Consider the following 24,602-nt stretch of genomic DNA (forward strand, 5'->3'; position numbering starts at 1 on the left):
CCGGGGTGCTGTTCAACGGACCGACCCCTCCAAACCCGCGACCGTCCGGATGCCGAGAAGACCGAGTATTCATCATCGAGGGGTACGTTCACACGCCCTCAACATCACAACATCAGATCGGGCGAAGGTTTTTGTCCTACCGCCCGCGCAACCACAATGCCACGCTCGCGCCCCCTGCCGGAGTGCGCGCTCCCCCCGGCCCCCTGCTGGCATATGCGGTCCCGTTCTACTCGCGTCCTACTCGTCACCCGGCTCCTCGGGCTCATTACCCGGCAGCGCCTGCTCGAACCAGACGACCTTGCCCATGCCCTCGGCCCGCGCGCCCCAGCGCAGTGCCAGCCGGCGGACGAGTTCCAGGCCCCGGCCGCCCTCGTCGGCCTCCGCCGCGTGACGCTCGCGGGGCGGATCGGGCAGCGGGTCGGAGATCTCGACCAGCAGCGTCTCGCCCAGCGTCAACCGTACGCCGATGGGGGCGCTGGCATAGCGGACCGAGTTGGTCACCAGCTCGCTGACCAGCAGCTCGGTGGTGTCGGTGAGCGCTTCGACGCCCCACTCGACCAGCGCGGCGCGGACCAGCCGGCGGGCCCGGGAGACGGCGGTCGGCTCGGCGGGCAGCGTCCAGCCGGCCGTCGGGGTGCCGGCCTGGCCGTGGCCGAGCCGGGCCAGCAGCAGCGCCACGTCGTCGGGCTCGCGGCCCTGCTCCATGGTGGCCAGCACGGCCTCGCAGGCCGCCTGGATGGAGGCGTGCGGCTCCTGGAGCACGGTGACCAGCCGGCCGAGGCCGACGTCGAGGTCCTTGTCGCGGGACTCCACCAGCCCGTCGGTGCACAGGGCGAGCAGGCTGCCTTCGGGGATCTTGAGCTCGACCGATTCGAAGGGCACCCCGCCGACGCCGAGCGGAGCGCCGGACGGCAGGTCGAGGATCCGGCCGGTCCCGCCGAGCAGCGGGCCGCCGGTGCGGGTCGGCTCCTCGGCGCCCTCGCGGGGCACCACCAGCACCGGCGGGATGTGGCCGGCCTTGGAGACCGTCAGCCGGGCCGTGGCCGGGTCGAACACCGCGTAGACGCAGGTGGCCAGCAGCGCCTCGTCCGGTCCCTGGGCGAGGTCGTCGGCCAGCTCGTGGACGTGCCGCAGCAGCACGTCCGGGGGCAGGTCGAGGGCGGCCAGGACGCGGACGGCGGTGCGCAGCCGGCCCATCGTGGCGGCGGCCCGCAGGCCGTGGCCCATCACGTCGCCGACCACCAGCGCGGTGCGGTCGCCGGGCAGCGGGATGACGTCGAACCAGTCACCGCCGACCTCGGTGCCGATGCTGCCCGGCACGTAGCGGTAGGCGACCTCGACGCCGGTGGGCTGCGGGACCTGCTGCGGGAGCAGGGTGCGCTGCAGGGTGAGCGCGGCGGTGCGCTCCCGGGCGTAGAGCCGGGCGTTGTCGAGGGAGCTGCCGGCCCGGTCCGCCAGCTCGACGGTGAAGGCGAGGTCGTCCCGGTCGAAGCCCTCGCGGTAGCCGGCCCGGCTGACCAGCAGCAGGCCGATCACGATGCCCCGGGCCCGCAGCGGCACCACCAGCATCGAGTGCACGCCCAGGTCGTGGGCGGCCTGCATCTTCGGGTCGCCCGGGTAGGTGACGTCGCTCAGCTGGTCGGCGCCGGAGAGCAGCTCGGGGACGCCGGTGCGCAGCACCCGCCCGCAGGCGGAGTCCTCGGAGAAGGTGATCCGGGCGCCGCGCCGGAGCATCACCTCGACCTCGGGACCGTCCTGGACGGAGGCGGTGCCCAGCTGGAGCAGCGAGGTGCGGCGGTCGTGGCCGTGCCGGGGCAGGTCGTCGCCGTGGGCGACGGCCTGGAGCAGGATCACCGCGGAGTGGTCGGTGAGTCGGGGCACCACGGCGCCGGCCAGCTCCTGGGCGATCCGCGAGGCGTCCAGGAGGTCGCCGACCCGGGAGCCGAACTCGTTGAGCAGCGAGAGCCGGCGCCGGGCGTGCTCGACCTTGGCGACCGCCCGGTAGCGCTCGGTCACGTCCATCACGGTGCCGGAGATGCCGAGCACCCGGCCGGCCCGGTCGGTCATCCGGCTGTAGGAGATCGAGCGGTACCCGGAGCGGGCGGTGACCGGCGAGGCCAGGGTGACGTCGATGACCGGCTCGCCGGTGGCCAGCACCTGGCGCTGGATGGCGGTGATCTCGTCGGCGGCCCGCTCGGGCAGGGTCTCGCCGGTGGTCCGCCCGACGTGGTCCTCGGTGACCATGCCGTTCATCTCGGCCAGGGTCTGGTTGACGGCGGTGTAGCGCAGGTCGGTGTCGAGGACGGCGATGCCCAGCGGGGACTGCTCGAACAGCGCGTCCCGGACGGCGAGGTCCCGCTCGACCGCCCGGACGGCGGCCGCCTCGGCCAGGTTGACCTGGAGGAACGGCGTGCCGTCGCCGTCCACCAGCAGGGAGATCCGGGCGTCGACGGTGACCGCCTCGCCGTCCCGGTCGCGCAGCTCGGTGAGGCCGGCCCAGCGGCCGTGGCGCAGGGTGTCCTGGATCGCCGTGCGGATCCGGGTGACCTGGTCCTCGTCCGGGATCAGCTCGTCGATCCGGCGGCCGACCAGCAGCTCGTTCGGCCAGCCGAGCAGTTCCTCGGCGGCCGGGCTCCAGAGCACCACCCGGCCGGCGGTGTCCAGGATGGCGATGGCCACCTTCACCACGTCGAGCAGATTGCCCTCGCGGTGGCCGCCCGTGCCGCCCGGCTCGGCTCCTGGGGCGCCCGGGAAGGGGCGGCCGGGGCGGCTGCGGGGGCCCGCCGACGGGGACGCGTCGGGCGCCACCATGGACGTCGCGGGACGGTCCGCGGGATCGGCCTCGGGGGCGCCGCCGTCCCCCCGGCGGCGGCCGGCCGGCGGTAGCGGCGGCTGCTGCTGCGGGCGCGCGCCACGGCGCAGGCGGGCGCGCGCGGCGGCACTCCCCCCGGTGCCCGTGCCTCGTGCTCCCCCGCCACCGTGACCGGTACTCGACACCGACGGGGCCTCCGGCTCTGGTCGGGATCGGCGTCGCCGGCTGGGGACGGCTCACCGATGGTGACGAATGGTGCCGAAAAGCGACATACCCAGCAGAACCCAGGCTATCCCGGCTTATGGGTCCTCTTTTCCGATTGACCTACCTGGCGTATCGCGCGTGGCGCGGGCGGGTGCGGCCCGCCCCGCCCCTCCCGTGGTGCGGGCGGGCACGCCGGGCGCGCGGCGGTCAGCGCGCGCTGTCGGCCCCGGCCAGCAGGCGGGTCAGGTGCGGGAGGACTTCGCGGTCGTGGTCGAGCCAGTCGAGCCCGTCGAGCTCGGCGGCGACGAGCCAGCGGAGCTCGTCGTGGTCCTGCAGCGGCCGCGGGTCGCCGGAGAGCAGTTCGGCCACCCAGAGCCGCAGCTCCAGCCCCGGGCGGACCAGCCACGCCCCGGGCAGCGGCTCCAGCGCCCTCGCCCGGACACCGAGCTCCTCCAGCAGCTCGCGCTCCAGCGCCTGGGGCTGCGTCTCGCCGGGCTCGACCTTGCCGCCCGGGAACTCCCAGCGCCCGGCCACCTCGGCCGGGGCACTGCGGCGGGCGGCCAGCACCCGGCCCCGGTGGACGAGCGCGCCCCCGACGACGATCCGGTTCTCCATGGCCCCGACCCTATGCGGCCTCGGCCTCCACCCAGTACAGCTGCTTGTGCCCGCGGGCCTCGAACTCCGCGGCCAGCCGTTCGGCCTCGGCCCGGTCCAGCCCCTTGGCGACCACGTAGCGGTTGCCGTTGTCGTCCTGTCGCATCACCCGGCAGGTGTCCATACCGGTGAGCCTAGGCGCCCCGCCCCGGGACCGGAACGGCCGGTGCCCGCACGGGCATCCGACCGCCGGGGCGCGTGGTCCCGGCCCGCGTGGGGGTCGGGCCGGGACCACGCGCACGGGACGCTACGCCCGGCGCGCTTCCGGTGTGTACGGGCCCGGTTAACGCCCGGTAAGACACCGGCCCGGCCCGCCCGCCGCCGCCGTCAGACCCGGATCTCGCCGACCTGCTCGCCGGTCGAGAGGCCGAGCTCCCGGCGGATCTCCACGGTCGAGTTCGCCTCCTTGGCCACCAGCGACTTCGCCCGCCGGATCTCGCGTTCGAGCGCGGTCGCGTCCACGGCCTTGGCCGCGGCGTCCCAGGCCGTCGCGGCGGCGCGCTGGGCGGCCACCAGCTCGGCCACCTTCGGCTTGGCGCCCTCCGGCCAGGCCACCGTGCTCCCGGACAGCTGCTCGGCCTCCTTGCGGGAGGCGTCGGCCATCCGGCCCGCCCAGGCGGTGAACTCGGGCCGGGCGTCGGCGACCTCGGCGTCCGGCTCGCTCCAGGAGACCTTGTTGTAGACCAGCGCCGCCTCCAGGTAGGCCAGCTGGGCCTGGGACAGCTTGCCCCGGTCGGTGCGGACGCTGCCCAGGTGCTCGGCGTCGCGGTCCTCGAAGGCACAGGTGGCGTAGCGCTCGCCGGACTTCCAGTTGGCGCGGCCCGGGAACAGGTAGACCTCGTCCACGCCGTCCGGCACGGCCCAGTAGTCGAGGGCGTAGTCGGCGAGCACCGGGCCGCAGAGCGCCGCGGCGCTCTCGCGGACGCGGCTCTCGCCCGGGTAGGCGAGCCCGCCGCTCTCCGGGATCCGGGCGGTGCCGGCCACCTCGCCGTGGTGCGGCAGCGCACAGGGGGCCGTGAACACCCAGAGGACCGTCTGGTCGCCGTCCTCGCGTCCGTCGGCGCCACCGGCCGGGTTGTAGCAGTCGCCGGACTTGAGCGAGGACCAGAGCACCGAGCCCGCCGGCGCCTTCGGGGCCCGGGCGGGACGGTCGGCGCGGGTGCTCTCCTCGACCCCGGCGGCGAGCAGACCGATGAAGGCGATCAGCGAGACCAGCGCCCCGAGGACACCGAACACCACACCGGTCACCGCCATGCCCCGGCCGCGCTCGTTGCGCTTGGGTATCTGGACCAGCGCGACGATGCCGAAGGCGAGCGAGAGCGGCCACATGCAGAGCAGGCCGGTGACCAGCGCGGCGACGGAGAAGCCGTTGGTGACCTCGGGGGTCGCCGGGTAGGCGTAGCCGGGCTGGAAGCCGGAGATCGCGCCGGGCGTGACGGCGGCCCAGCCGGAGGCCGGCGGCGCCCCGGGCGGGACCGGCCCCCCGGCGCCGGCCCACGGGTCGGCGGCGGGCGCGGCCCCGGAGGCGGCGGGAGCGGGGGTGGTCGCGCCGGGCGCGGCCCACGGGTCGGCGGCGGGAGCGGTGGCCGGTGCCGGGAGCTCGGCGGGGGCCGCGGGCTTGGTCAGCTCCACCCGGTCCGCCGGTGCCGCGTCGGCCGGTGCGTCGGCCGGTGCGGCGTCCGGTGCGGCGGTGTCCGGCCCGGTGGCCTCCGGTGCGGCGGCCACCGGCCCGGGAACGGGCGCGTCGGACTCGGGCTTGGACACGTGGACTCCCCCGGCCCGGTCACGGGCATCAGCTCGGCAGTTTCGACTCGAACGTTCCGCAGACGGACCACCGGGCGGACCAGCGGAGGACCGGCCGGGGCGATGGGAACGGACGCGCGACTTTACCCGATCTTGGAGCACACCCTCCCGCCCATTTCCGGCCGCCCGCCGCTCACCCGCGGCGTGCCAGCACCTCGCCGTGCAGCATCGCGAACCACCCGTCCTCGGCGGCCACCCAGGCCCGCCACCCGGCCGAGATCCGCTCCAGCTCCGCCCGGTCCGCGTACCCCTCGGCCACCGCCGCGTCGGCGATGTCGGACGCCACGATCCGGTCCGCCCACAGCCCGCCCCACCAGGCACGCTGCTCGGGCGACGCGTAGGTCCAGCTGCTGGACGTCGCCGTGACGTCGGTGAAGCCGGCCTCCCGGGCCCAGGACAGCAGCCGTCGGCCGGCGTCCGGCTCGCCGCCGTTGGCCCGGGCGATCCGCCCGTACAGCGCCAGCCAGCGGTCCAGCTCCGGTACCTGCGGGTACCAGGTCATGGTCGCGTAGTCGACGTCCCGGGCCGCGACCACGCCGCCCACCGCCGTGACCCGGCGCATCTCCCGCAGCGCCCCCACCGGGTCGGCCACGTGCTGCAGCACCTGGTGGGCGTGCACCACGTCGAACTCCCCGTCCGCGTAAGGCAGTCCGTGCACGTCGGCGATCTCGAAGACCACGTTGGCCAGGCCCCGGTCCGCCGCGTACCGGGCGGCCGACTCCAGCACCTCGGCCGAGGTGTCCACGGCCACCACCCGCCCGGTGGGGCCGACCAGTTCGGCCAGCTCGGCGGTGATCGTGCCGGGGCCGCAGCCGACGTCCAGCACGGCCTGCCCCGGCCGCAGTTCGGGCCGCAGATAGGCGGCCGAGTTGGCCACCGTGCGGGAGCGGTGCGAGCGCAGCACGGGCTCCTGGTGCCCGTGCGTGTAGACGGTGGGCTGCGGTCCGGTCATGGCGGTCCCCCTGGGTTCGGTCGCGTTCCCTGCGGTCGGTTCCTCCGACGCCTCCGACGCTACTCCCTGTCCCGTATGGCGAGAAGATTCGTCTCACATGTCGAACGAACGATTCACGTGAACGCCCCCGCCCGGGGCCCGGGCGGGGGCTTCGCCCTGCGGGGACTACGGGTCGAGGGGCGGCGCGAGGTCCGGACCGGGGTGGGCCCCCTCGGCGAACGCGGCCCCTCCGGCGGCGGACCCCCGGGCGAACTCCTGCCCCCGCGCGGCTCGGCGCCCGCACCGGGGCCCGTACCGTGGACGGGCTCCCGACAGAACGGTTCACCATGCCCGGCCGCCGCCCCTTCGTCCTGCTGAGCGCCGCGATGTCCCTCGACGGGCACCTCGACGACGCCTCCCCCGACCGCCTGCTGCTCTCCGGCCCCGCCGACTTCGACCGGGTGGACGCGGAGCGCGCCGCCAGCGACGCGATCCTGGTGGGCGGCAACACCCTGCGCGCGGACAACCCCCGACTGCTGGTCAACGACCCCGGCCGACGGGCGGCCCGGCTCGCGGCCGGCCGGCCGGAGTACCCGCTGAAGGTCACCCTCACCGCGAGCGGGGCCCTCGACCGTTCGCTCAGGTTCTGGCACACCGGCGGCGACAAGGTCGCCTACACCTCGGACGCCGGCGCCGCCGTGCTCCGCCCGGCGCTGGACGGGCTGGCCGAGGTGGTGGCGCTCGGCGGCACGGTGGAGCTGGGGGCCGTCCTGGACGACCTCGGGGCCCGGGGGGTGCGGCGGCTGATGGTCGAGGGCGGGAGCGGCGTGCACACCCAGTTCCTGGCCCAGGGCCTGGCCGACGAGCTCCAGCTGGCGGTCGCCCCGCTGCTGGTCGGACAGGCGGACGCGCCGCGCTTCGTCCGGCCGGCGGCCTTCCCCGGCGGACCGGCCCGCCGGATGCGCCTGCTGGAGGCACGTACCGTGGACGATGTCGTCCTGCTCAGGTACGCCCCCAAGGAGTCCGCCCCGTGACCAGCGCACCGTCCGACCTCGCACACCTGCGGCGGGCCGTCGAGCTCTCGCGCCGCTGCCCGCCCTCCAGCACCGCCTTCTCGGTCGGCGCGGTGATCGTCGGCGCGGACGGCGAGGTGCTCGCCGAGGGCTGGAGCCGGGAGGCGGACGCGCTGGACCACGCCGAGGAGGCCGCCCTCGCCAAGCTCCCGGCGGGCGATCCCCGACTGCGCGGCGCCACCGTCTACAGCTCGCTGGAGCCCTGCGGGCGGCGGGCCTCCCGGCCGCTGCCGTGCGCCCGGCTGCTGATCGCGGCCGGCGTGCCCCGGGTGGTCGTCGCCTGGCGCGAGCCGGACCTGTTCGTCACCGACTGCCAGGGGACGGCACTCCTGGAGGCGGCCGGGGTCGAGGTGGTGGAGCTGCCGGAGCTGGCCGAGGAGGCCCGCGCGGTCAACGCGCACCTGGTGGGTTGATCTTTTGTATCCTTGCTGAACAATAGACTCGGAAGCCCGCCCGCCGCCCGCGAGGAGCCCCCGCATGCCCACCTCCCTCACCCTGACCACCCGCGCCCTCCTGCTGGACATGGACGGCACCCTGGTCAACTCCGACGCCGTGGTCGAGCGCTGCTGGCGCCGCTGGGCCGAGACGAACGGCCTCGACCCCGCCGAGGTGCTCCGGCTCGCGCACGGCCGCCAGGCCCACGCCACCATGGCCGCCCTGCTGCCCGACCGCCCGGTCGCACTCAACCGCGCCGACAACGACCGGATGCTCGCCGAGGAGAAGGCCGACGTCGAGGGCGTCGTCCCGATCCCCGGCGCGGCCGCCTTCCTCGCCTCACTGGCCGGCCTGCCGCACGCCCTGGTCACCTCCGCCGACGAACCGCTCGCCCGCGTCCGGATGGCCGCCGCCGACCTCCCGCTGCCGCCGGTCCTCGTCACCGCCGAGTCGGTCGGCGCCAGCAAGCCGGACCCCGAGGGCTTCCTCAAGGGCGCCGCCGCCCTCGGCTTCGCCCCCGCCGACTGCCTCGCCCTGGAGGACTCCTCGGCCGGAATCGCCGCCGCCGTGGCCGCCGGCATCCCGGTCCTCGGCATCGGCCCCCGCGCCACGGCCCACCGCACCGCCGCCCACGCCCCCACCCTGGAGCAGGTCACCGTCACCCCCGCCCCCGACGGCACCCTCACCGTCCACATCGCCTGACGCCGCCACCGGGGACCAGCAGTGAGAGCGGGCCGCCAGGACGACGCCTTCCCGGTCGGTGACCAGATGGACGAGGCGCCGCTCGTCATCGGTCCGCCGCGACCGGGCCCCTGGCAGCTGGTCCTTCAGCGGTGGGACATCGATCCAGCGGCTACGGGACCTGATCGCCGCTGACCGGGCGCCAGGAATCCAGCACCCCTCCAGCCCGGTACCGACGAAGGGGTCGGACTCGACAGAGTCCGACCCCTTCCGAGCTGCGCGCTCGACCGGTCAACTGGCGCCCAGCGAGCAAACGGCTACACGGTGAAGCGGAACCTCCACCACAACGCCGTGACCTGCGAAAACGCTGACCCTGACGGCCCAAGTCAGCACGGAATCAGCACGGTGAACCGAACTCGCAGCCAGCCATCAGTAGTGGTAACGGGCGGCCAGAACGATGATCTCCCGGTCCGTCACCAAGTAGACGAGGCGGTGCTCATCGTCGATCCGCCGCGACCAGGCCCCGGGCAGGTGGTACTTCAGCGGCTCGGGCTTGCCGATGCCGGTGAACGGGTCGCGCAACACGTCCTCGATGAGCTTGTTGATGCGGGCGAGCATCTTGCGGTCGCTCTTGAGCCAGGACGTGTAGTCCTCCCAGCCGCCCTCTTCGAAGACGAGCCTCACGCGGCACCCTTCTCGCCATCCGCCGCATCAGGGTCGATGAGCTCCCGCTCGGAAAGCCCTACGCCGCCAAGGGCGTTCTCATACGCCTTGAGCAGGCGGCGGGCGTTCACCGGCGAGCGCAACAGGTAGGAGCCTTCACGCAGGGCGGCATAGTCCTCGGCCGAGACGAGTACGGCATTTCCGTGCTTGGAGACGATCTCGATGGCCTCGTGATCGTCGTTGACCTTCTTGATCAACGGGAAGAGAGCCTTGCGCGCCTCGCTGGCAGTGATCGACATCGACTGAACTCCCTCCATGACTGGTACCACATAACGTACCAGTCAAGCAGGCGCGACGGGTCGAAGAAGTCAGCACCACGTCAGCACGGAAAAGGGATCGGGGCCCGCCTCAGAGAGGCGGGCCCCGTCCGACCTGCGCATGTGACAGATCAATCTAGCTCAAAGTAATCAGGATCTCACACGTTGAAGCGGAACTCCACGACGTCGCCGTCCTGCATGAGGTATTCCTTGCCCTCGATGCGGGCCTTGCCCTTGCTGCGGGCCTCGGCGATGGAGCCGCAGGCGACCAGGTCGTCGAAGGAGATGATCTCCGCCTTGATGAAGCCCTTCTGGAAGTCGGTGTGGATCACACCAGCGGCCTCGGGGGCGGTGGCGCCCTTCTTGATGGTCCAGGCCCTGGTCTCCTTGGGGCCCGCGGTGAGGTAGCTCTGCAGGCCGAGGGTCTCGTAGCCGACCCGGCCGAGGGTGGCCATGCCGGTCTCCTCCTGGCCCATGGACTGGAGGAGCTCCAGCGCCTCGTCCTCGTCCATGCCGATCAGCTCGGACTCGATCTTGGCGTTCAGGAAGATGGCCTCGGCGGGGGCGACCAGGGCGCGCTGGGCCTCCTTGAACTCCTCGTCGACCAGCTCGTCCTCGTCGACGTTGAAGACGTAGAGGAAGGGCTTGGTGGTGAGCAGGTGCAGCTCGCGCACCGAGGAGGCGTCGAAGCCCACCTCGAAGAGGGTCTTGCCGGTCTCCAGGATCTTCTGGGCGGCCTCGGCGGCGGCCAGCGTGGCGGCCGACTCCTTCTTGAGCCGGGCCTCCTTCTGGAGCCGCGGCAGCACCTTCTCGATCGACTGGAGGTCGGCGAGGATCAGCTCGGTGTTGATGGTCTCGATGTCGTCCTTCGGCGAGACCTTGCCGTCGACGTGCACCACGTCCGGGTCGACGAAGGCCCGGATGACCTGGCAGATCGCGTCGGACTCACGGATGTTCGCCAGGAACTTGTTGCCCAGGCCCTCGCCGACCGAGGCGCCGCGCACGATGCCCGCGATGTCCACGAAGTCCACGGTCGCCGGGAGGATCCGCTGCGAGCCGAAGATCTCGGCGAGCTTCTTCAGCCGGGCGTCCGGGACACCGACGACGCCGACGTTCGGCTCGATGGTGGCGAACGGGTAGTTGGCCGCCAGCACGTCGTTCTTGGTCAGGGCGTTGAACAGGGTCGACTTGCCGACGTTCGGCAGGCCGACGATTCCGATCGTGAGCGACATGAAGCGCAGTCCCGTGGGCTTGGAGGAGTTGGGTCGGCACCGTGCGGGCCGATCGCCCAGTCTACGGGCAGCGGGTCAGGCGCCCGCGTCCACCGGCAGCGGCTCCAGGAACTCCAGGCGGTTGCCCAACCGGTCGCTGGAGTGGAACCGGCGGTGACCCGGCAGGGCGTCGTCCCAGACGACCTCGTGGCCGTGCGCGGCCAGCCGCTCGGCGAGCGCGTCCAGGGCGCGCACCTGGATCCCCGGGTGGCCCTTGCGGGCCGGGCGGAACTCCGGAACGACGCCCAGGTGCACCTCCACCCCACCGCCCCGGAACCAGCAGCCGCCGCGGGCGGCCAGGACCGGGGGCTTGGTCAGCTCGGCCATGCCCAGGACGCCGTGCCAGAAGGCGCGGCACTCGTCCTCGGCGCCAGCCGGGATGTCGAGCCGCACGTGGTGCAGGCGTTCGAAGGCGAATCCGCCGGTCATGAGCCCCCCATGGTCGAGTTGAGCGACGATCACACCAGTACTCCGTCCGGAGACACGGAGCAAGGTCCTGTGGCCCATTACACAGTGTGGCGATGATCGGACCGTACGTTGGGTGGGTGGAGCAGCGCATCCGAACCCAACCGCCAGGGCCCAGACGCCGACCGCCTAACGGCGCGGCCGGGGCCGCCGTCCCCGGGCCCGGGCGGGCCCCCGAGACCGACGAGGGCTCCGCGGCACCCGCCTCCCGGCTACGCGCCGTGGCCGGCGGAGCCGAGCGCGGCCGCCCGGGCGCGGGCCGGACCGGGCTGCGCCTGCCGTTCGGACCCCGCACCGGCGAGCGCGAGGACGCCCGGGACGACGGCCACGGCGGCGAACGGGGCGGCGAACGGGGCGGCGCCCGCCGCGGCGGCCACCCGGACAGCCGGCTCTACGGGCGCCGGCGCACCGGGCGGCCGACCCGGCTGACCGCGATCGGCACCGGCGTGGCCGCGACGGTCGCGACCGTCGCCCTGGCGGGCGTGGACCGGATGCTCTTCGGCGGTCTCGGGGTGCTGTTCGGCATCGGCTACCTGGTCATCTGCTTCCAGCTGGCCGTCCGGGTGCGCTTCGCCGACCTGCTGGCCGCCCCGATCAGCGGCCCGATCGCCTTCGCCGTCGCCCTGCTGCTGCTCGGCCCGGTCACCTCCTCGGGCCTGACGGCCCAGGTGGTGGCGCTGGCGACCGGTCTGGCGACGCGGGCCGGCTGGCTCTTCACCGGCACCGGCCTGGCCGCGGCCATCGTGCTCGCCCGCTTCGTGGCCCAGCGGCGGATCCACCGCGACCGCTGAGGAGACGGGACGTCGGACCGGCCGACTTCCCGCCCCCGCCCCGGCCCGACCCGCCCCCGGCCCACTCCCCGACCCGGCACCGTACGCGGCCGCGGAGGCCGTACCGGTCAGCCGGTGGAGGCCCGGGCCGCCGCCATGGCCGCGCCGACGATCCCCGCGTCGTTGCGCAGCTCGGCCGGGACCACCCGCGCCTCGCGCTCGCGCAGCACCGGCAGGAACTTCTCGTGCTTGCGGCTCACCCCGCCGCCGATCACGATCAGCTGCGGCGAGAAGAGCATCTCCACCAGGTCGAGGTACTCGTCGACCCGCCCCGCCCACTGCTCCCAGCTCAGGTCGTGCCGCTCCTTGGCGGCCGAGGAGGCCCGCCGCTCGGCGTCCTTGCCGCGCAGCTCCAGGTGGCCCAGCTCGGTGTTGGGCACCAGTGCGCCGTCCACGAAGAGCGCGCTGCCGATGCCGGTGCCGAAGGTCAGCACGAGGACGACGCCCCGCTGGTCGCGGCCGGCCCCGTGGACGGTCTCGGCGAGACCCGCCGCGTCGGCGTCGTTGAGCACCACGGCCGGCAGGTCGAGCGCCTCGCGGAACAGGCCCGCCGCGTCCAGGCCGATCCAGCCCTTGTCGACGTTGGCCGCCGTTCTGGTCTGGCCGTTCACCACCACCCCGGGGAAGGTCAGCCCGACCGGTCCCTGGTGGTCGAAGTGCCGGACCACCTCGCGGACGGCGGCGACCACGGCCTCCGGGGCCGAGGGCTGCGGGGTGAGGACCTTGTGCCGCTCCTGGGCGAGCACGCCCCGGGCGAGGTCGACGGGAGCACCCTTGATGCCCGAACCGCCGATGTCCACACCGAATACCGCCGTCATGACGACCGCCCTCCGCGTAACCGTTGTCCACAGGCCTGTGCACAGCTGTGTACAAAACTACGAGAGCGCGGCCGGGCGCGCACGGCCGCGCGCAGCGGAGAACCCGGCGCCCGCGCGGGGCACCGGGTTCCCGGGAGGTCCGTTACAGCTTGCCGGCGGCCTCGGCGCGCAGGTCGCGGCGGAGTTCCTTGGGCAGCGAGAAGGTCAGGTGCTCCTCGGCGGTCTTGACGGTCGACACGTCGCCGTAGCCGCGCGCGGCCAGCCACTCCAGGACGCCGTCGACCAGGATCTCCGGCACCGAGGCGCCGCTGGTCAGGCCGACCGTGGTGACGCCGTCCAGCCAGGACTCCTGGATCTCGTCGGCGAAGTCCACCAGGTGGGCGGCCTTGGCGCCGTACTCCAGGCCGACCTCGACCAGGCGGACCGAGTTGGAGGAGTTCCTGGAGCCGACCACGATCAGCAGGTCCGTCTCGGACGCCATCTGCTTCACGGCGACCTGGCGGTTCTGGGTGGCGTAGCAGATGTCGTCGCTGGGCGGGCTGACCAGCAGCGGGAAGCGCTTCTTCAGCTCGCCGACGGTGGCCATGGTCTCGTCCACCGAGAGCGTGGTCTGGGAGAGCCAGACGACCTTGGACTCGTCGCGGACCTCGACGTTGGCGACGTCCTCGGCACCGTCCACCAGGTGGATCCGGTCCGGGGCCTCGCCCATGGTGCCGACGACCTCCTCGTGGCCCTCGTGGCCCACCAGCAGGATGTCGAAGCCCTCGTCGGCGAAGCGGACGGCCTCCTTGTGCACCTTGGTGACCAGGGGGCAGGTGGCGTCGATGGTGGCGAGCCGGCCCTCCTTGGCCTCGTCGTGGACGGACGGCGCGACGCCGTGCGCGGAGAACACCACGATCGAACCCTCGGGCACCTCCTCCGTCTCGTCGACGAAGATCGCGCCCCGCTTCTCCAGGGTCTGCACCACGTACTTGTTGTGGACGATCTGCTTGCGGACGTAGATCGGCGCCCCGTACTGCTCCAGGGCCTTCTCCACGGCGATCACGGCGCGGTCGACGCCCGCGCAGTAGCCCCGGGGGGCGGCGAGCAGGACACGGCGCTGCGCGGTGTTGGACATGGCTCCATCGTACGGGCGGCGGCGAGCCGCGCCGACGGAAGGCGCCTTCGAGCCGGATCCGGTCACCGGTGCTCAAATGTGGACGTGATGAGCGATCGAGTCGACGACGGCGGCCTGCGGCGCAGCCTGGGCGTGCGCGATCTGATGGTCTACGGGCTCCTGTTCATCGCCCCGATGGCCCCGGTCGGCGTGTTCGGCGTGCTGGACGCCAAGAGCCACGGCGCGGTGGCGGCCGTCTACCTGGCCGCCACGGTCGCGATGGGGTTCACCGCGCTCTCGTACGCCCAGATGGTGCGGGCGGTGCCGCGGACCGGCTCGGTGTTCGCCTACGCGCGGGCCGGGCTGGGCGAGGGTCCGGGGTTCATCGCCGGCTGGATGGCGATGCTGGACTACCTGCTGATCCCGGCGGTGGCGTACCTCTTCTCCGGCATCGCCCTGAACTCGCTGGTCCCGGACGTCTCGCGCTGGGTGTGGACGGCGCTGGCGGTGGTGGTCACCACCGCGCTCAACCTGGCCGGGGTGCGGACGGCGGCGGTGGTCGGCCTGGCCGTGCTGGCGCTGGAGATCGCGGTGCTGGCGGTCTTCGTGGTGGCGGCCGTGGTGGTGCTGGCCCGGGACGGGGCGCAGCGCGGCTGGGACACGCCGTTCACGGCCGTCGGCGGCTTCTCGCCGACGGCCGTGATCTCGGCCGTGTCGGTGGCCGTCCTGTCGTACCTGGGCTTCGACGCGATCGCCACCTTCGTGGAGGAGGCGGTCGGCGCCTCCGCCGCGGTGGCGCGGGCGGTGCTCTGGTGCCTGGCCCTGGCCGGGGTGCTGTTCGTGCTGCAGACGTACCTGGCGGCGCTGCTGGAGCCGCTGACCCCGCAGCAGCTGGCGGCGGATCCGGCCGCCCAGGGCTCGGCGTTCTACGACACCGTGGAGCGCGGGGTCGGGCACTGGCTGCACGTGCTGGTGGCGGCGAGCAAGGCGATCGGCGCGGCCTTCGCGGCGCTGGCCGGGCAGGCGGCCGCCGGGCGGCTGGTCTTCGCGATGGGACGGGAGGGGCGGCTGCCGCGCTTCCTCGCCGCGGTGGACCCCGACTCGGCGGTGCCGCGCCGGGCGCTGCTGGTGGCCGCAGTGATCACGATGGGTGCGGCCGTCTGGGCGGCGAACCGGGACGACGGGCTGGACCAGCTGACCTCGGTGGTCAACGTCGGCGCGCTGACGGCCTTCGCACTGCTGCACGCCTCGGTGATCGGCTGGTACGTGGTGAAGCACGGCTCGCGGGACTGGGCGCGGCACCTGGTGGCGCCGCTGCTGGGCATCACGGTGATCGGCGCGGTGGTCTACGAGGCCTCGTCCACCGCGCAGCTCACCGGGGCCGTCTGGCTGGCGGTCGGGCTCGTCGTGCTGCTGGTCCAGGGGGCCGCGGCCGCCGGTGTCCGCCGCTGACCTCCCTGTCGGCATCCGCCGCTAGCCTCATACGCATGGCCAACACCAGCTCCCCCGAAGCCCCGCTCCCGGTCGGCAAGGTCTCCGCGCTGATCGGCGGCTGGATCGACCGGCTCGGCGCGGTCTGGGTGGAGGGCCAGATCACCCAGCTCAGCCGGCGGCCGGGCGCGGGGGTGGTGTTCCTGACCCTGCGCGACCCGCAGGCGGACGTCTCCCTGACGGTGACGTGCTTCCGCTCCGTCTTCGACGAGGTCGCCGACGCGGTGCAGGAGGGCTCGCGGGTCATCGTGCACGCCAAGCCGGAGTGGTACGGGGCGCGCGGCCAGCTGTCGCTGCGGGCCGCCGAGATCCGGCTGGTGGGGCTCGGCGAGCTGCTGGCCCGGCTGGAGCAGCTGAAGCGGCGCCTCGCCGGGGAGGGCCTGTTCGCGGCCGAGCGCAAACGGCCCCTGCCGTTCCTGCCGCAGTGCGTCGGCCTGGTCACCGGGCGCGGCTCGGCCGCCGAGCGGGACGTCCTGGAGGTCGCCCGGCGGCGCTGGCCGGCCGTCCGCTTCGAGGTGCGCAACGTGCCGGTGCAGGGCGTCAGCGCGGTGGAGCGGGTCGGCGCGGCGGTGCGCGAGCTGGACGACCACCCCGAGGTGGACGTGATCATCGTGGCCCGGGGCGGCGGCAGCGTGGAGGACCTGCTGCCGTTCTCGGACGAGGCCCTGGTGCGGCTGGTCGCGGCCGCCCGGACGCCGGTGGTCAGCGCGATCGGGCACGAGCCGGACCAGCCGCTGCTGGACTTCGTCGCCGACCTGCGCGCCTCCACCCCGACCGATGCGGCCAAACGGGTGGTGCCGGACGTCGGCGAGGAGCTGACGAAGGTCCTGACCCTGCGCGACCGGGCCCGGCGGCAGGTGCTCGGCCGGGTCGAACGGGAGCAGCACGGGCTGGACGGCGTCCGGAGCCGCCCGGCGCTGGCCGCGCCGCGCCGGATGCTGGACGGCCGCGGCCAGGAGGTGGAGGCCTTGCTGGAGCGGGCCAGGCGCACCCTCGGGCACCGGCTGGACCACGCGCAGAGCGACCTCGGGCACACCCTGGCCCGGGTGGTCGCCCTCTCCCCCGCGGCCACCCTGGAGCGCGGCTACGCGGTGCTGCAGCGCGCGGACGGCACGGTGGTGACCGATCCGGCCCAGGTCGGGGCGGGCGACGCGCTGCACGCCCGGGTGGCGGGCGGCGGCTTCGACGTGACGGCCGGCCCCAAGGCCTAGCCCTAGCCCTAGCCCCAGCCGCGCGGGCGGCGGTGGGACGGCGCTGTCGGCGGCACGCCCTACGCTGGCTCCATGGCTGAGCAGGAGCAGGTGGAGGCGGCGCCGCGGACCCCCGACGACGCGCTGGGGTACGAGCACGCCCGGGACGCGCTGCTGGAGGTCGTCCGGCAGCTGGAGAACGGCGGTACGTCGCTGGAGGAGTCGCTGGCCCTCTGGGAGCGCGGCGAGCAGCTGGCGAAGGTCTGCCAGCGCTGGCTGGACGGCGCCCGGGCCCGGCTGGACGCCGCGCTGGCCGCCGAGGAGGGCGGGGCCGCCCCGGAGTGACACGTGTCACACGCCCCCGGGGAACAGTTGAATCTTCACTCATGTTGGGATCCAGTGATCGGCGCCGCCGGTCGACCGACGAACCCCGTCCCGCATGAGGTGCAGACAAGCATGACCACCGACGCCCTGGTACTCGACGCCGCCGCTCAGGACCTGCTGTTCCGTGACGCCCGCACGGCGAACACCTTCACCGACGAGCCGGTCTCCGAGGAGCAGATCCAGGCCATCTACGAGCTGGTGAAGTTCGGCCCGACCGCGTTCAACCAGCAGCCGCTGCGCGTCGTCCTGGTCCGCTCGGCGGAGGGCCGCGAGCGCCTCGTCCAGCACCTGGCGGACGGCAACAAGGCGAAGACCGCCGCCGCGCCGCTGGTCGCCATCCTGGCCGTGGACAACGAGTTCCACGAGGAGCTGCCGACCCAGCTGCCGCACTTCCCGCAGGCCAAGGACCTCTTCTTCACCGAGCGTCCGGTGCGCGAGTCCTCCGCGGTGCTGAACGGCGCCCTGCAGGCCGGCTACTTCATCATCGGCGTGCGCGCCGCGGGCCTGGCCGCCGGCCCGATGACCGGCTTCAACGCCGAGGGCATCAACAAGGAGTTCTTCGCCGACGGCGAGCACTCGGTGCTGGCCGTGGTGAACATCGGCAAGCCGGGCGAGGACGCCTGGTTCCCGCGTTCGCCGCGCCTGGCCTACGACGAGGTCGTCACCACCGTCTGACCGGTGGCACGCAGGAAGGGCCCGCACCGTTCGACCGGTGCGGGCCCTTCCGCGTGTTCCGCCGCCGCCGGGCGGCCGGCTCCGCCGGCTACTTGGCTACTTGGCTACTTGAGCGCCTGCGCCAGCTCGGCCAGCTCCTCGTACGAGGCGGTGCCGGTGAGCACGGTGGTGCCGCCGCCGCTCTGGAAGGTGAGCGCGCGGGACTTGCCGCCCTGGATCCGCTCCCAGACCCGCCCGGCCACCTCGGAGCTGCCGTCCGGCTTGCCGTCGGCCACCAGCGAGCCGACCAGCGAGCCCGGGGCGATGTCGCTCTGCTCGACCGCCGCGTACTGACCGGCGGGGGTGACGAAGCCCAGGTGCCAGGCATTGCCCCGGCCGCCGCCCAGCGACGCCGGGTCGTACTTGACCGAGGTGGCCCGCCACTTGTCGGAGAGGCCCTCCGGGGCGAGCAGCGGGTACGGTGCGGCGCGCTTCGCCGAGGCCGCGGCCACCTTGTACTCGACCGTGCGCACCCCGTCGCCGCCGGCGTCGTGCGGCAGGAACAGGTACCCGACCCAGACCACCAAACCGACGGCCAGCATCGACAGGACCATGTCCCGTACCGACTGCCGGCTCCTCATGCCCTTGCTCTCTCCAGCCACCCCCACATGGTGACTCATCCCTTACGGGACACCGGCACCCGGGGGTGCCCACGTACGGGTGATCCGGGACGAACGGGCCGATTCCGACCGGGGGTGGCGACCCGCGCCACAGACAGTCATCTCTTGGGCAGATACGATCGCAGGACCCTCACCACGGCGTTCGACCTGGCAGTAGTCGGGCGCTTACTGGCCGTCGCGTACAGAGAGGTAACGACGATGACCACGCAGTACCCGCACAATCTCCCCAGCGCCCTTGAGGTCGCTCCCGAGGCTCCGGACCGGAACCTCGCGCTCGAGCTCGTCCGGGTCACCGAGGCGGCCGCGATGGCCGCCGGCCGCTGGGTCGGCCGTGGCGACAAGAACGGCGCCGACGGCGCCGCCGTCAAGGCCATGCGCACCCTCGTCTCCACCGTCTCCATGAACGGTGTCGTCGTCATCGGCGAGGGCGAGAAGGACGAAGCGCCGATGCTCTACAACGGCGAGCGGGTCGGCGACGGCACCGGCGCCGAGTGCGACGTCGCGGTGGACCCGGTCGACGGGACCACCCTGACCGCCAAGGGCATGAACAACGCCGTGGCCGTGCTGGCCGTGGCCGACCGCGGCACCATGTTCGACCCGAGCGCCGTGTTCTACATGGACAAGCTCGTGGCCGGCCCGGAGGCCGCCGAGTTCGTCGACATCACCGCGCCGGCGGCCGTCAACATCCGCCGGGTCGCCAAGGCCAAGGGCAGCGCCGTCGAGGACGTCACCGTGGTCATCCTCGACCGGCCGCGCCACGAGGGCCTGGTCCAGGAGATCCGCGAGGCGGGTGCCCGGATCAAGTTCATCTCCGACGGCGACGTGGCCGGCGCCATCATGGCGGCCCGCGAGGGCACCGGCGTCGACCTCCTGATGGGCATCGGCGGCACCCCCGAGGGCATCATCGCGGCCTGCGCGATGAAGTGCATGGGCGGCGTCATCCAGGGCCGGCTCTGGCCCAAGGACGAGGCCGAGCGCCAGAAGGCCCTCGACGCCGGCCACGACCTGGACCGGGTGCTCACCACCGACGACCTGGTCAGCGGCGAGAACGTGTTCTTCGTCGCCACCGGCATCACCGACGGCGAGCTGCTGCGCGGCGTGCACTACCGCCAGGAGACCGCCACCACCAGCTCGCTGGTGATGCGCTCCAAGAGCGGCACGATCCGGGAGATCCACTCGACCCACAAGCTGTCCAAGCTGCGGGCGTACAGCGCGATCGACTTCGACCGCGCCAACTGAACCGGCTCCCGGCCGCGTTCCACCGCCCCGCGGCTTCGGCGAAATCCCCCTTCGCCGAAGCCGCGGGGCGTTCGCGTACCGCGGGGCGTTCGCGTGCCGCGCCGCTCACGTACCAGCGGGCGTCTCGCGTACCGCCCGTCGCCGGTCAGCCCGGTCAGCCCGGTCAGCCCGGTCAGCCCGCGATGCGGCTGCGGGCGGCCGGGATCCGGGCGGCCTCGTGCAGGTCCGTCTCCCGGCGCCGCCGGCGGGCCAGCACCACCCGGCGCTCGGCGGCCGTCAGCCCGCCCCACACCCCGTACGGCTCCGGCTGCGCCAGCGCGTGCTCGCGGCACTCCAGCAGCACCGGGCAGCGCGCGCAGACCTGCTTCGCCTGCTCCTCGCGCGAGAGCCGGGCCGCCGTCGGCTCCTTGGAAGGGGCGAAGAACAGGCCCACCTCGTCCCGCCGGCAGGCCGCGCCGGTGTGCCAGGGATTGTCGTCGCCCTGCGACTGGGCAACCGGCGGGCGCTCCAGCACCCGGGCGGCGGCGACGGGCGAAGTGGTGCGGGACTCGATCGGATGCAGCACGGCCGTACTCCTGACGAGGCTCTCGGACACGGGGAAGCTCGCTCCCCTGTCCGGCTGCGAGCCCCCGCTCTTCACCCCCCGAGCCGGCCTCAGGCCGCCTCCGGTGCGCAGCCGTACAAGAAGCGATGTGCGAGAGGAACTACCCTGCCGCACCGCGATTCATGCACACTGCACGCAATCGACTACAGTCTGCACTCGCCGCAACACCGAGTGCCCGGGCGGGAGTTGTTCCCACCCGGGCACTCGGTCCGGCCCTGCGCAGGTCAGCGGCCCGCAACGGGCCCCTCGTCGGTGCCGAGCTGCTTGCGCACCCACTCCTTGAGCTTCTTGCCCTTGCGCGGCTTCGCCTCGCAACCCCCGAACACCGCGGCGCCCTTGACCCGGACGACCGGCGCGTACGGGTCGACCGCGGTCTGCTCCTTGACGTCGAAGCCACCGAAGATGCCGACCCCGCTGCCGTGCAGGCTGACGTTCTCCGGCACCTTGATCTCGACGCCGCCGAAGATGGCGATCACCTCGATCTCCACCTCGGGCGACTCGAAGACGGCATCCGTCAGGTCGATCTCGACCCCGCCGAACGCCGCGACCGCCCGCAGGTGCGAGCCGACCCGCCAGCGGCCCCGGCGGGAGGCCCCGCCGAAGATCGCCACCATGGTCGGCGCCTCGTGCCGCGCCGGCAGCCGCACCGGGCCGGACGGCCGGGCCTCCGGCGCGCCCAGCGGGGCCTTCTCGAAGGAGATCGACCGGTGCGCGGGGAGGTCCCGGGTGAGCGGCACGAGGTCGCCCAGCGTCTTGGCCCCGTAGGCGGCCTCGATCCGCTCGGCGTGCTCGTCCACGTTCAGGCGGCCCTCGGCATAGGCGTCGCGCAACAGCTCCGCGACCCGCTCGCGGTCGGCGTCCGAGGCCCGCATCTCGGCCTCGGCGACCGGGGTCCGGTCGACCCGGGCGGGCGGCTCGCCCCCCGGCTTGGTGATGGCTACGGGCGACTGCCCCTGGTCGTCCTGCGACGGCGAGTTGTCCACGGCCCAAGCCTAGTCAACCGGGCAAGTCCCGTACGCGTGTACGAGTGACCCCGGTCACGCAGGCCGACCTGTCCGCGTGCGACGTTCCGGCGGGTCCTACCCTTGAGGGTGCTTCGCCGACGCAGCCGCATCACTGGAACACTAAGGACCGCCCCCATGGCTCCCACGCCGGATTTCGAGTACAGCGACCTGCTCCCCCTGGGCGCTGACCCGACCCCGTACCGCAAGCTGACCTCCGAGGGTGTCTCCACCTTCGAGGCCGGCGGTCGCACCTTCCTCCAGGTCGAGCCCGAGGCCCTGCGGCTGCTCACCGCCGAGGCGATGCACGACATCTCGCACTACCTGCGCCCCGCCCACCTCGCCCAGCTGCGGCGCATCCTGGACGACCCGGAGGCCAGCCCGAACGACCGCTTCGTCGCGCTGGACCTGCTGAAGAACGTCAACATCTCGGCCGGCGGCATCCTGCCGATGTGCCAGGACACCGGTACCGCGATCGTCATGGGCAAGCGCGGCCAGTCCGTGCTGACCCGGGGCGGCGACGAGAGCGCGATCGCGCACGGCGTCTACGACGCGTACACCAAGCTCAACCTGCGGTACTCGCAGATGGCCCCGGTGACCATGTGGGACGAGAAGAACACCGGCAACAACCTGCCGGCCCAGATCGAGCTGTACGCGACCGACGGGGACGCCTACAAGTTCCTGTTCATGGCCAAGGGCGGCGGCTCGGCCAACAAGTCCTACCTGTACCAGGAGACCAAGGCGATCCTGAACGAGGCCAGCATGCTCTCGTTCCTGGAGCAGAAGATCCGCTCGCTCGGCACCGCCGCCTGCCCGCCGTACCACCTGGCCATCGTGATCGGCGGCACCAGCGCGGAGTTCGCGCTGAAGACCGCCAAGTACGCCTCCGCGCACTACCTGGACAACCTGCCGACCGAGGGCAACGCCCGTACCGGGCACGGGTTCCGGGACCTGGACCTGGAGGCCAAGGTCACCGAGCTCACCCAGCGGATCGGCATCGGCGCGCAGTTCGGCGGCAAGTACTTCTGCCACGACGTGCGCGTCGTCCGGCTGCCGCGGCACGGCGCCTCGCTGCCGGTCGCGATGGCCGTCTCCTGCTCGGCCGACCGCCAGGCGCTGGGCAAGATCACCGCCGAGGGCGTCTTCCTGGAGCAGTTGGAGACCGACCCGGCGAAGTACCTGCCGGACACCACCGACGAGCACCTCGACGACGACGTGGTGCGCATCGACCTCGACCAGCCGATGGCCGCGATCCGGAGCGAGCTGTCCAAGTACCCGGTCAAGACCCGGCTCTCGCTCACCGGCACGCTCGTGGTCGCGCGCGACATCGCGCACGCCAAGATCAAGGAGCGGCTGGACGCCGGCGAGGGCATGCCCAAGTACCTCCAGGACCACCCGGTCTACTACGCCGGCCCGGCCAAGACCCCCGAGGGCTTCGCCTCCGGCTCCTTCGGCCCCACCACGGCCGGCCGGATGGACTCCTACGTCGACCAGTTCCAGGCGGCCGGCGGCTCGATGGTGATGCTCGCCAAGGGCAACCGCAGCAAGCAGGTCACCGACGCCTGCGCCGCGCACGGCGGCTTCTACCTCGGCTCCATCGGCGGCCCGGCGGCCCGGCTGGCCCAGGACTGCATCAAGAAGGTCGAGGTGCTGGAGTACGCGGAGCTGGGCATGGAGGCCGTCTGGCGCATCGAGGTCGTGGACTTCCCGGCCTTCATCGTGGTGGACGACAAGGGCAACGACTTCTTCCGCGAGACCACCGAGGGCCCGCTGATCACCAGCCTGCGGGTGCGCTCCAAGGAGTAGCGGCCGGGCGCTCCGCCGCCCGTCCCGGCCACTCCGACCGCCCGACCACTCCGCCCGCCCCGGCCGCGAACTCCGCGACCGGGGCGGGCGCGCGCGGGGCGTTCACGCAGTCAGGAACGCGGGCGCTCAGGCGTCGAAGTCGTACTCCAGCACGTAGGACGCCGCGTCGAGCGTCATCTCGTTGAGTTCGACGACCTGGCCCTCGTCGGCGAAGGCGGTGCGGCAGATCAGGATGACCGGCGTGCCCGCCGACAGCTCCAGCCGGACGCCCTCCTCCGCGCTGGGCATCCGCGACCGGACCTCCTCGCGGAAGTGCACCGGCTTGGCGCCGATCTCGGCCAGCCGCGCGTAGGTACCGCCCGGCCCGGTGTCCTCCCGGGTGATCGCCGTCCCGGCGACCAGCTCCGCCGGCAGGTAGGACGTGGAGAGCAGCACCGGCTTGCCGTCCAGCACGAACCGTCGGTGCCGCACGCACATCGGCGCCCCCGGATCGACCCCGAGCACCCGCGCCACGTGCTCCGGCGCGCCCTGCTCGGTGACCGACACCTGGTCCACCACCAGCGTCCGGTTGTCGATGTCCGCCGACCATATGGACCGTCCCGACCCCCACTGCCCCTGCGCGAGCCGCTGGATGCCGCGCCGCCGCAGCGGCCGGAAGTCCCGGACGAAGACCCCGGCGCCCTTGCGCGCCTCGGCGATGCCCTCGCTCTGCAGGACGCCGAGCGCCTGGCGGGCCGTCATCCGGGCCACGCCGTAGGTCTCCATGAGGTCGTTCTCGCCGGGCAGCCGGTCGCCGGCGCGGTACTCCCCGGTGTCGATGGCCGCCTTGAGCGTGTCGGCGATCCGCTGGTACTTGGGCTGTTTCCCGCCGCTGCTGCCGACCATCGCCTGCTCCCTCGTCCTCGCGGAAATCGTAGGCCCACCGCCGACCGCCGGTACGTCGGTATGACCGGTCGGGCCCGTTGACATCTCTAGAGATATTAGCTTCTCTAGAGATGCTGGGTAGTCGCCGAGCAGAACACAGGCACCGACAGCGACCAGGACCGGCGCATCCACCGCCGCGTCCGCACCAGAGCAAGGAGCACTGCGGTGAGCACCCGTAAGCGCAACGCCGCGGCCTACCGACCGCGTGTGGGTGAACTCGTCCTCGACACCAGGACCGGACGCACCGGCATCTACATGGACACCCTCGGCGGAGAGCACTACCTGCGGCCCTCGGGCGGCGGCCGCGAGTGGACCGCCCCACCCGACCGCGTCGGCCCGGCACCCGAGCCGCCCCCCGACGACCCCGGCCCGGCCCCCGGGCCGCCCCGCCCTCGGACCGCGCCGGAGAGCCGGACCCGGCTGAGCGCCCGGCTCGCCGCCCGCAACCAGGACTCGCGCCTCAACGAGAGCCGGGTCGCCTGACGGGCCCGGCCACCGGAACCGGCGGTGGCCCCGGCAGAGGGGCCGCGGGGCCGGGCACAACGACGAGCGCCCCGCGCCCCACCGAGCGTGGGG

At 73.4% G+C, this 24,602-nt stretch carries 24 protein-coding genes and 1 pseudogene; 10 read left to right on the forward strand and 15 right to left on the reverse strand.

The window, feature by feature from the left end:
• Window positions 1-237: 237 nt before the first annotated feature.
• The 5 genes from ACFWA9_RS08855 to ACFWA9_RS08875 all read right to left on the reverse strand — a co-directional run bounded on the left by ACFWA9_RS08855 (window position 238) and on the right by ACFWA9_RS08875 (window position 6,425).
• Window positions 238-2,811 (reverse strand): SpoIIE family protein phosphatase, encoded by a 2,574-nt coding sequence (locus tag ACFWA9_RS08855; RefSeq protein WP_359805991.1) that lies wholly within the window; start codon window positions 2,809-2,811, stop codon window positions 238-240.
• A gap of 412 nt (window positions 2,812-3,223) precedes the next feature.
• On the reverse strand, window positions 3,224-3,631 hold the full coding sequence (locus ACFWA9_RS08860) for an NUDIX domain-containing protein (RefSeq protein WP_380384722.1): 408 nt from the start codon (window positions 3,629-3,631) through the stop codon (window positions 3,224-3,226).
• Window positions 3,632-3,641: 10 nt separating this feature from the next.
• Window positions 3,642-3,794, reverse strand: a complete 153-nt coding sequence (locus tag ACFWA9_RS08865; protein WP_329489432.1) for an SPOR domain-containing protein — start codon at window positions 3,792-3,794, stop codon at window positions 3,642-3,644.
• 203 nt (window positions 3,795-3,997) lie between these two features.
• Window positions 3,998-5,434: a DUF4190 domain-containing protein gene (locus tag ACFWA9_RS08870; protein WP_380384725.1), complete on the reverse strand. Its 1,437-nt coding sequence runs from the start codon at window positions 5,432-5,434 to the stop codon at window positions 3,998-4,000.
• 172 nt (window positions 5,435-5,606) lie between these two features.
• Complete coding sequence (locus ACFWA9_RS08875) at window positions 5,607-6,425, reverse strand: methyltransferase domain-containing protein (protein ID WP_352289997.1); 819 nt, start codon at window positions 6,423-6,425, stop codon at window positions 5,607-5,609.
• Window positions 6,426-6,751: 326 nt separating this feature from the next.
• On the opposite strand from ACFWA9_RS08875, the pseudogene ACFWA9_RS08880 reads away from it, so the two are divergent.
• Together ACFWA9_RS08880 and ACFWA9_RS08885 are read left to right on the forward strand one after the other, a co-directional pair.
• A pseudogene (locus tag ACFWA9_RS08880) lies at window positions 6,752-7,890 on the forward strand (dihydrofolate reductase family protein).
• A gap of 64 nt (window positions 7,891-7,954) precedes the next feature.
• Window positions 7,955-8,614 carry an HAD-IA family hydrolase gene (locus ACFWA9_RS08885; protein ID WP_380384728.1) on the forward strand — a complete coding sequence of 220 codons (660 nt, stop codon included), beginning with the start codon at window positions 7,955-7,957 and terminating at the stop codon, window positions 8,612-8,614.
• 408 nt (window positions 8,615-9,022) lie between these two features.
• Here ACFWA9_RS08885 and ACFWA9_RS08890 read toward each other — a convergent pair whose 3' ends face one another.
• From ACFWA9_RS08890 to ACFWA9_RS08905, 4 genes are all read right to left on the reverse strand, one after another.
• A complete protein-coding gene (locus ACFWA9_RS08890) occupies window positions 9,023-9,277 on the reverse strand; it encodes a Txe/YoeB family addiction module toxin (RefSeq protein ID WP_328955342.1) in 255 nt (84 codons plus the stop codon).
• A complete protein-coding gene (locus ACFWA9_RS08895) occupies window positions 9,274-9,555 on the reverse strand; it encodes a type II toxin-antitoxin system Phd/YefM family antitoxin (RefSeq protein WP_380384732.1) in 282 nt (93 codons plus the stop codon). The genes ACFWA9_RS08890 and ACFWA9_RS08895 overlap by 4 nt, the downstream gene beginning before the upstream one ends.
• Before the next feature lie 176 nt (window positions 9,556-9,731).
• Complete coding sequence (gene ychF, locus ACFWA9_RS08900) at window positions 9,732-10,805, reverse strand: redox-regulated ATPase YchF (RefSeq protein ID WP_329489426.1); 1,074 nt, start codon at window positions 10,803-10,805, stop codon at window positions 9,732-9,734.
• 75 nt (window positions 10,806-10,880) lie between these two features.
• Window positions 10,881-11,273 (reverse strand): glyoxalase, encoded by a 393-nt coding sequence (locus ACFWA9_RS08905; protein WP_380384735.1) that lies wholly within the window; start codon window positions 11,271-11,273, stop codon window positions 10,881-10,883.
• 257 nt (window positions 11,274-11,530) lie between these two features.
• Here ACFWA9_RS08905 and ACFWA9_RS08910 point away from each other — a divergent pair, with 257 nt between their 5' ends.
• Complete coding sequence (locus ACFWA9_RS08910) at window positions 11,531-12,100, forward strand: DUF6542 domain-containing protein (protein WP_380384738.1); 570 nt, start codon at window positions 11,531-11,533, stop codon at window positions 12,098-12,100.
• Between the two features lie 107 nt (window positions 12,101-12,207).
• Here the strand turns inward: ACFWA9_RS08910 and ppgK are convergent, their stop codons facing one another.
• Together ppgK and ACFWA9_RS08920 are read right to left on the reverse strand one after the other, a co-directional pair.
• Window positions 12,208-12,957, reverse strand: coding sequence for a polyphosphate--glucose phosphotransferase (gene ppgK, locus ACFWA9_RS08915; RefSeq protein WP_380384741.1), 750 nt, complete (start codon window positions 12,955-12,957; stop codon window positions 12,208-12,210).
• 142 nt (window positions 12,958-13,099) lie between these two features.
• Entirely contained in the window at window positions 13,100-14,074 is a 975-nt protein-coding gene (locus tag ACFWA9_RS08920) for a 4-hydroxy-3-methylbut-2-enyl diphosphate reductase (protein WP_329489423.1), read from the reverse strand.
• 87 nt (window positions 14,075-14,161) lie between these two features.
• Here ACFWA9_RS08920 and ACFWA9_RS08925 point away from each other — a divergent pair, with 87 nt between their 5' ends.
• The 4 genes from ACFWA9_RS08925 to ACFWA9_RS08940 all read left to right on the forward strand — a co-directional run bounded on the left by ACFWA9_RS08925 (window position 14,162) and on the right by ACFWA9_RS08940 (window position 17,793).
• Window positions 14,162-15,505: an APC family permease gene (locus tag ACFWA9_RS08925; protein WP_380384744.1), complete on the forward strand. Its 1,344-nt coding sequence runs from the start codon at window positions 14,162-14,164 to the stop codon at window positions 15,503-15,505.
• A 35-nt stretch (window positions 15,506-15,540) separates the two neighbouring features.
• Entirely contained in the window at window positions 15,541-16,755 is a 1,215-nt protein-coding gene (gene xseA, locus ACFWA9_RS08930; protein ID WP_380384747.1) for an exodeoxyribonuclease VII large subunit, read from the forward strand.
• 72 nt (window positions 16,756-16,827) lie between these two features.
• A complete protein-coding gene (locus ACFWA9_RS08935; RefSeq protein ID WP_329489420.1) occupies window positions 16,828-17,079 on the forward strand; it encodes an exodeoxyribonuclease VII small subunit in 252 nt (83 codons plus the stop codon).
• Window positions 17,080-17,190: 111 nt separating this feature from the next.
• The gene (locus ACFWA9_RS08940) at window positions 17,191-17,793 is read left to right on the forward strand and encodes a malonic semialdehyde reductase (protein WP_329489419.1); all 603 of its coding nucleotides are present in this window, start codon (window positions 17,191-17,193) and stop codon (window positions 17,791-17,793) included.
• Window positions 17,794-17,897: 104 nt separating this feature from the next.
• On the opposite strand, the gene ACFWA9_RS08945 is transcribed toward ACFWA9_RS08940, so the two are convergent.
• Window positions 17,898-18,434 carry a DUF4245 domain-containing protein gene (locus tag ACFWA9_RS08945; RefSeq protein WP_380384751.1) on the reverse strand — a complete coding sequence of 179 codons (537 nt, stop codon included), beginning with the start codon at window positions 18,432-18,434 and terminating at the stop codon, window positions 17,898-17,900.
• Window positions 18,435-18,650: 216 nt separating this feature from the next.
• Between ACFWA9_RS08945 and glpX the strand changes: the two genes are divergently transcribed.
• Window positions 18,651-19,691, forward strand: a complete 1,041-nt coding sequence (gene glpX, locus ACFWA9_RS08950; RefSeq protein ID WP_352289981.1) for a class II fructose-bisphosphatase — start codon at window positions 18,651-18,653, stop codon at window positions 19,689-19,691.
• 172 nt (window positions 19,692-19,863) lie between these two features.
• Here the strand turns inward: glpX and ACFWA9_RS08955 are convergent, their stop codons facing one another.
• Together ACFWA9_RS08955 and ACFWA9_RS08960 are read right to left on the reverse strand one after the other, a co-directional pair.
• The gene (locus ACFWA9_RS08955) at window positions 19,864-20,205 is read right to left on the reverse strand and encodes a WhiB family transcriptional regulator (RefSeq protein WP_380384783.1); all 342 of its coding nucleotides are present in this window, start codon (window positions 20,203-20,205) and stop codon (window positions 19,864-19,866) included.
• Window positions 20,206-20,519: 314 nt separating this feature from the next.
• On the reverse strand, window positions 20,520-21,278 hold the full coding sequence (locus ACFWA9_RS08960) for a DUF1707 domain-containing protein (RefSeq protein WP_380384753.1): 759 nt from the start codon (window positions 21,276-21,278) through the stop codon (window positions 20,520-20,522).
• A gap of 156 nt (window positions 21,279-21,434) precedes the next feature.
• Here ACFWA9_RS08960 and ACFWA9_RS08965 point away from each other — a divergent pair, with 156 nt between their 5' ends.
• Window positions 21,435-23,102 carry a fumarate hydratase gene (locus tag ACFWA9_RS08965; RefSeq protein WP_329489413.1) on the forward strand — a complete coding sequence of 556 codons (1,668 nt, stop codon included), beginning with the start codon at window positions 21,435-21,437 and terminating at the stop codon, window positions 23,100-23,102.
• A 126-nt stretch (window positions 23,103-23,228) separates the two neighbouring features.
• On the opposite strand, the gene ACFWA9_RS08970 is transcribed toward ACFWA9_RS08965, so the two are convergent.
• Window positions 23,229-23,987, reverse strand: coding sequence for a GntR family transcriptional regulator (locus ACFWA9_RS08970; protein WP_352289977.1), 759 nt, complete (start codon window positions 23,985-23,987; stop codon window positions 23,229-23,231).
• A gap of 204 nt (window positions 23,988-24,191) precedes the next feature.
• Between ACFWA9_RS08970 and ACFWA9_RS08975 the strand changes: the two genes are divergently transcribed.
• Window positions 24,192-24,509 (forward strand): hypothetical protein, encoded by a 318-nt coding sequence (locus tag ACFWA9_RS08975; protein ID WP_380384758.1) that lies wholly within the window; start codon window positions 24,192-24,194, stop codon window positions 24,507-24,509.
• Window positions 24,510-24,602 lie beyond the last annotated feature (93 nt).

The sequence above is a fragment of the Kitasatospora sp. NPDC059973 genome (genome assembly GCF_042737525.1).
In the GTDB taxonomy this organism is placed as follows: Bacteria; Actinomycetota; Actinomycetes; order Streptomycetales; family Streptomycetaceae; genus Kitasatospora.

What these genes read in the sequence shown, in the direction of transcription:
- ACFWA9_RS08855 (WP_359805991.1), bottom strand. Translation starts at nt 2,811, where the DNA reads ATGGTGGCGCCCGACGCGTCCCCGTCGGCGGGCCCCCGCAGCCGCCCC.
- ACFWA9_RS08860 (WP_380384722.1), bottom strand. Translation starts at nt 3,631, where the DNA reads ATGGAGAACCGGATCGTCGTCGGGGGCGCGCTCGTCCACCGGGGCCGG.
- ACFWA9_RS08865 (WP_329489432.1), bottom strand. Translation starts at nt 3,794, where the DNA reads ATGGACACCTGCCGGGTGATGCGACAGGACGACAACGGCAACCGCTAC.
- ACFWA9_RS08875 (WP_352289997.1), bottom strand. Translation starts at nt 6,425, where the DNA reads ATGACCGGACCGCAGCCCACCGTCTACACGCACGGGCACCAGGAGCCC.
- ACFWA9_RS08885 (WP_380384728.1), top strand. Translation starts at nt 7,955, where the DNA reads ATGCCCACCTCCCTCACCCTGACCACCCGCGCCCTCCTGCTGGACATG.
- ACFWA9_RS08895 (WP_380384732.1), bottom strand. Translation starts at nt 9,555, where the DNA reads ATGTCGATCACTGCCAGCGAGGCGCGCAAGGCTCTCTTCCCGTTGATC.
- ychF (WP_329489426.1), bottom strand. Translation starts at nt 10,805, where the DNA reads ATGTCGCTCACGATCGGAATCGTCGGCCTGCCGAACGTCGGCAAGTCG.
- ACFWA9_RS08905 (WP_380384735.1), bottom strand. Translation starts at nt 11,273, where the DNA reads ATGACCGGCGGATTCGCCTTCGAACGCCTGCACCACGTGCGGCTCGAC.
- ppgK (WP_380384741.1), bottom strand. Translation starts at nt 12,957, where the DNA reads ATGACGGCGGTATTCGGTGTGGACATCGGCGGTTCGGGCATCAAGGGT.
- ACFWA9_RS08920 (WP_329489423.1), bottom strand. Translation starts at nt 14,074, where the DNA reads ATGTCCAACACCGCGCAGCGCCGTGTCCTGCTCGCCGCCCCCCGGGGC.
- ACFWA9_RS08925 (WP_380384744.1), top strand. Translation starts at nt 14,162, where the DNA reads ATGAGCGATCGAGTCGACGACGGCGGCCTGCGGCGCAGCCTGGGCGTG.
- xseA (WP_380384747.1), top strand. Translation starts at nt 15,541, where the DNA reads ATGGCCAACACCAGCTCCCCCGAAGCCCCGCTCCCGGTCGGCAAGGTC.
- ACFWA9_RS08935 (WP_329489420.1), top strand. Translation starts at nt 16,828, where the DNA reads ATGGCTGAGCAGGAGCAGGTGGAGGCGGCGCCGCGGACCCCCGACGAC.
- ACFWA9_RS08940 (WP_329489419.1), top strand. Translation starts at nt 17,191, where the DNA reads ATGACCACCGACGCCCTGGTACTCGACGCCGCCGCTCAGGACCTGCTG.
- glpX (WP_352289981.1), top strand. Translation starts at nt 18,651, where the DNA reads ATGACCACGCAGTACCCGCACAATCTCCCCAGCGCCCTTGAGGTCGCT.
- ACFWA9_RS08965 (WP_329489413.1), top strand. Translation starts at nt 21,435, where the DNA reads ATGGCTCCCACGCCGGATTTCGAGTACAGCGACCTGCTCCCCCTGGGC.
- ACFWA9_RS08970 (WP_352289977.1), bottom strand. Translation starts at nt 23,987, where the DNA reads ATGGTCGGCAGCAGCGGCGGGAAACAGCCCAAGTACCAGCGGATCGCC.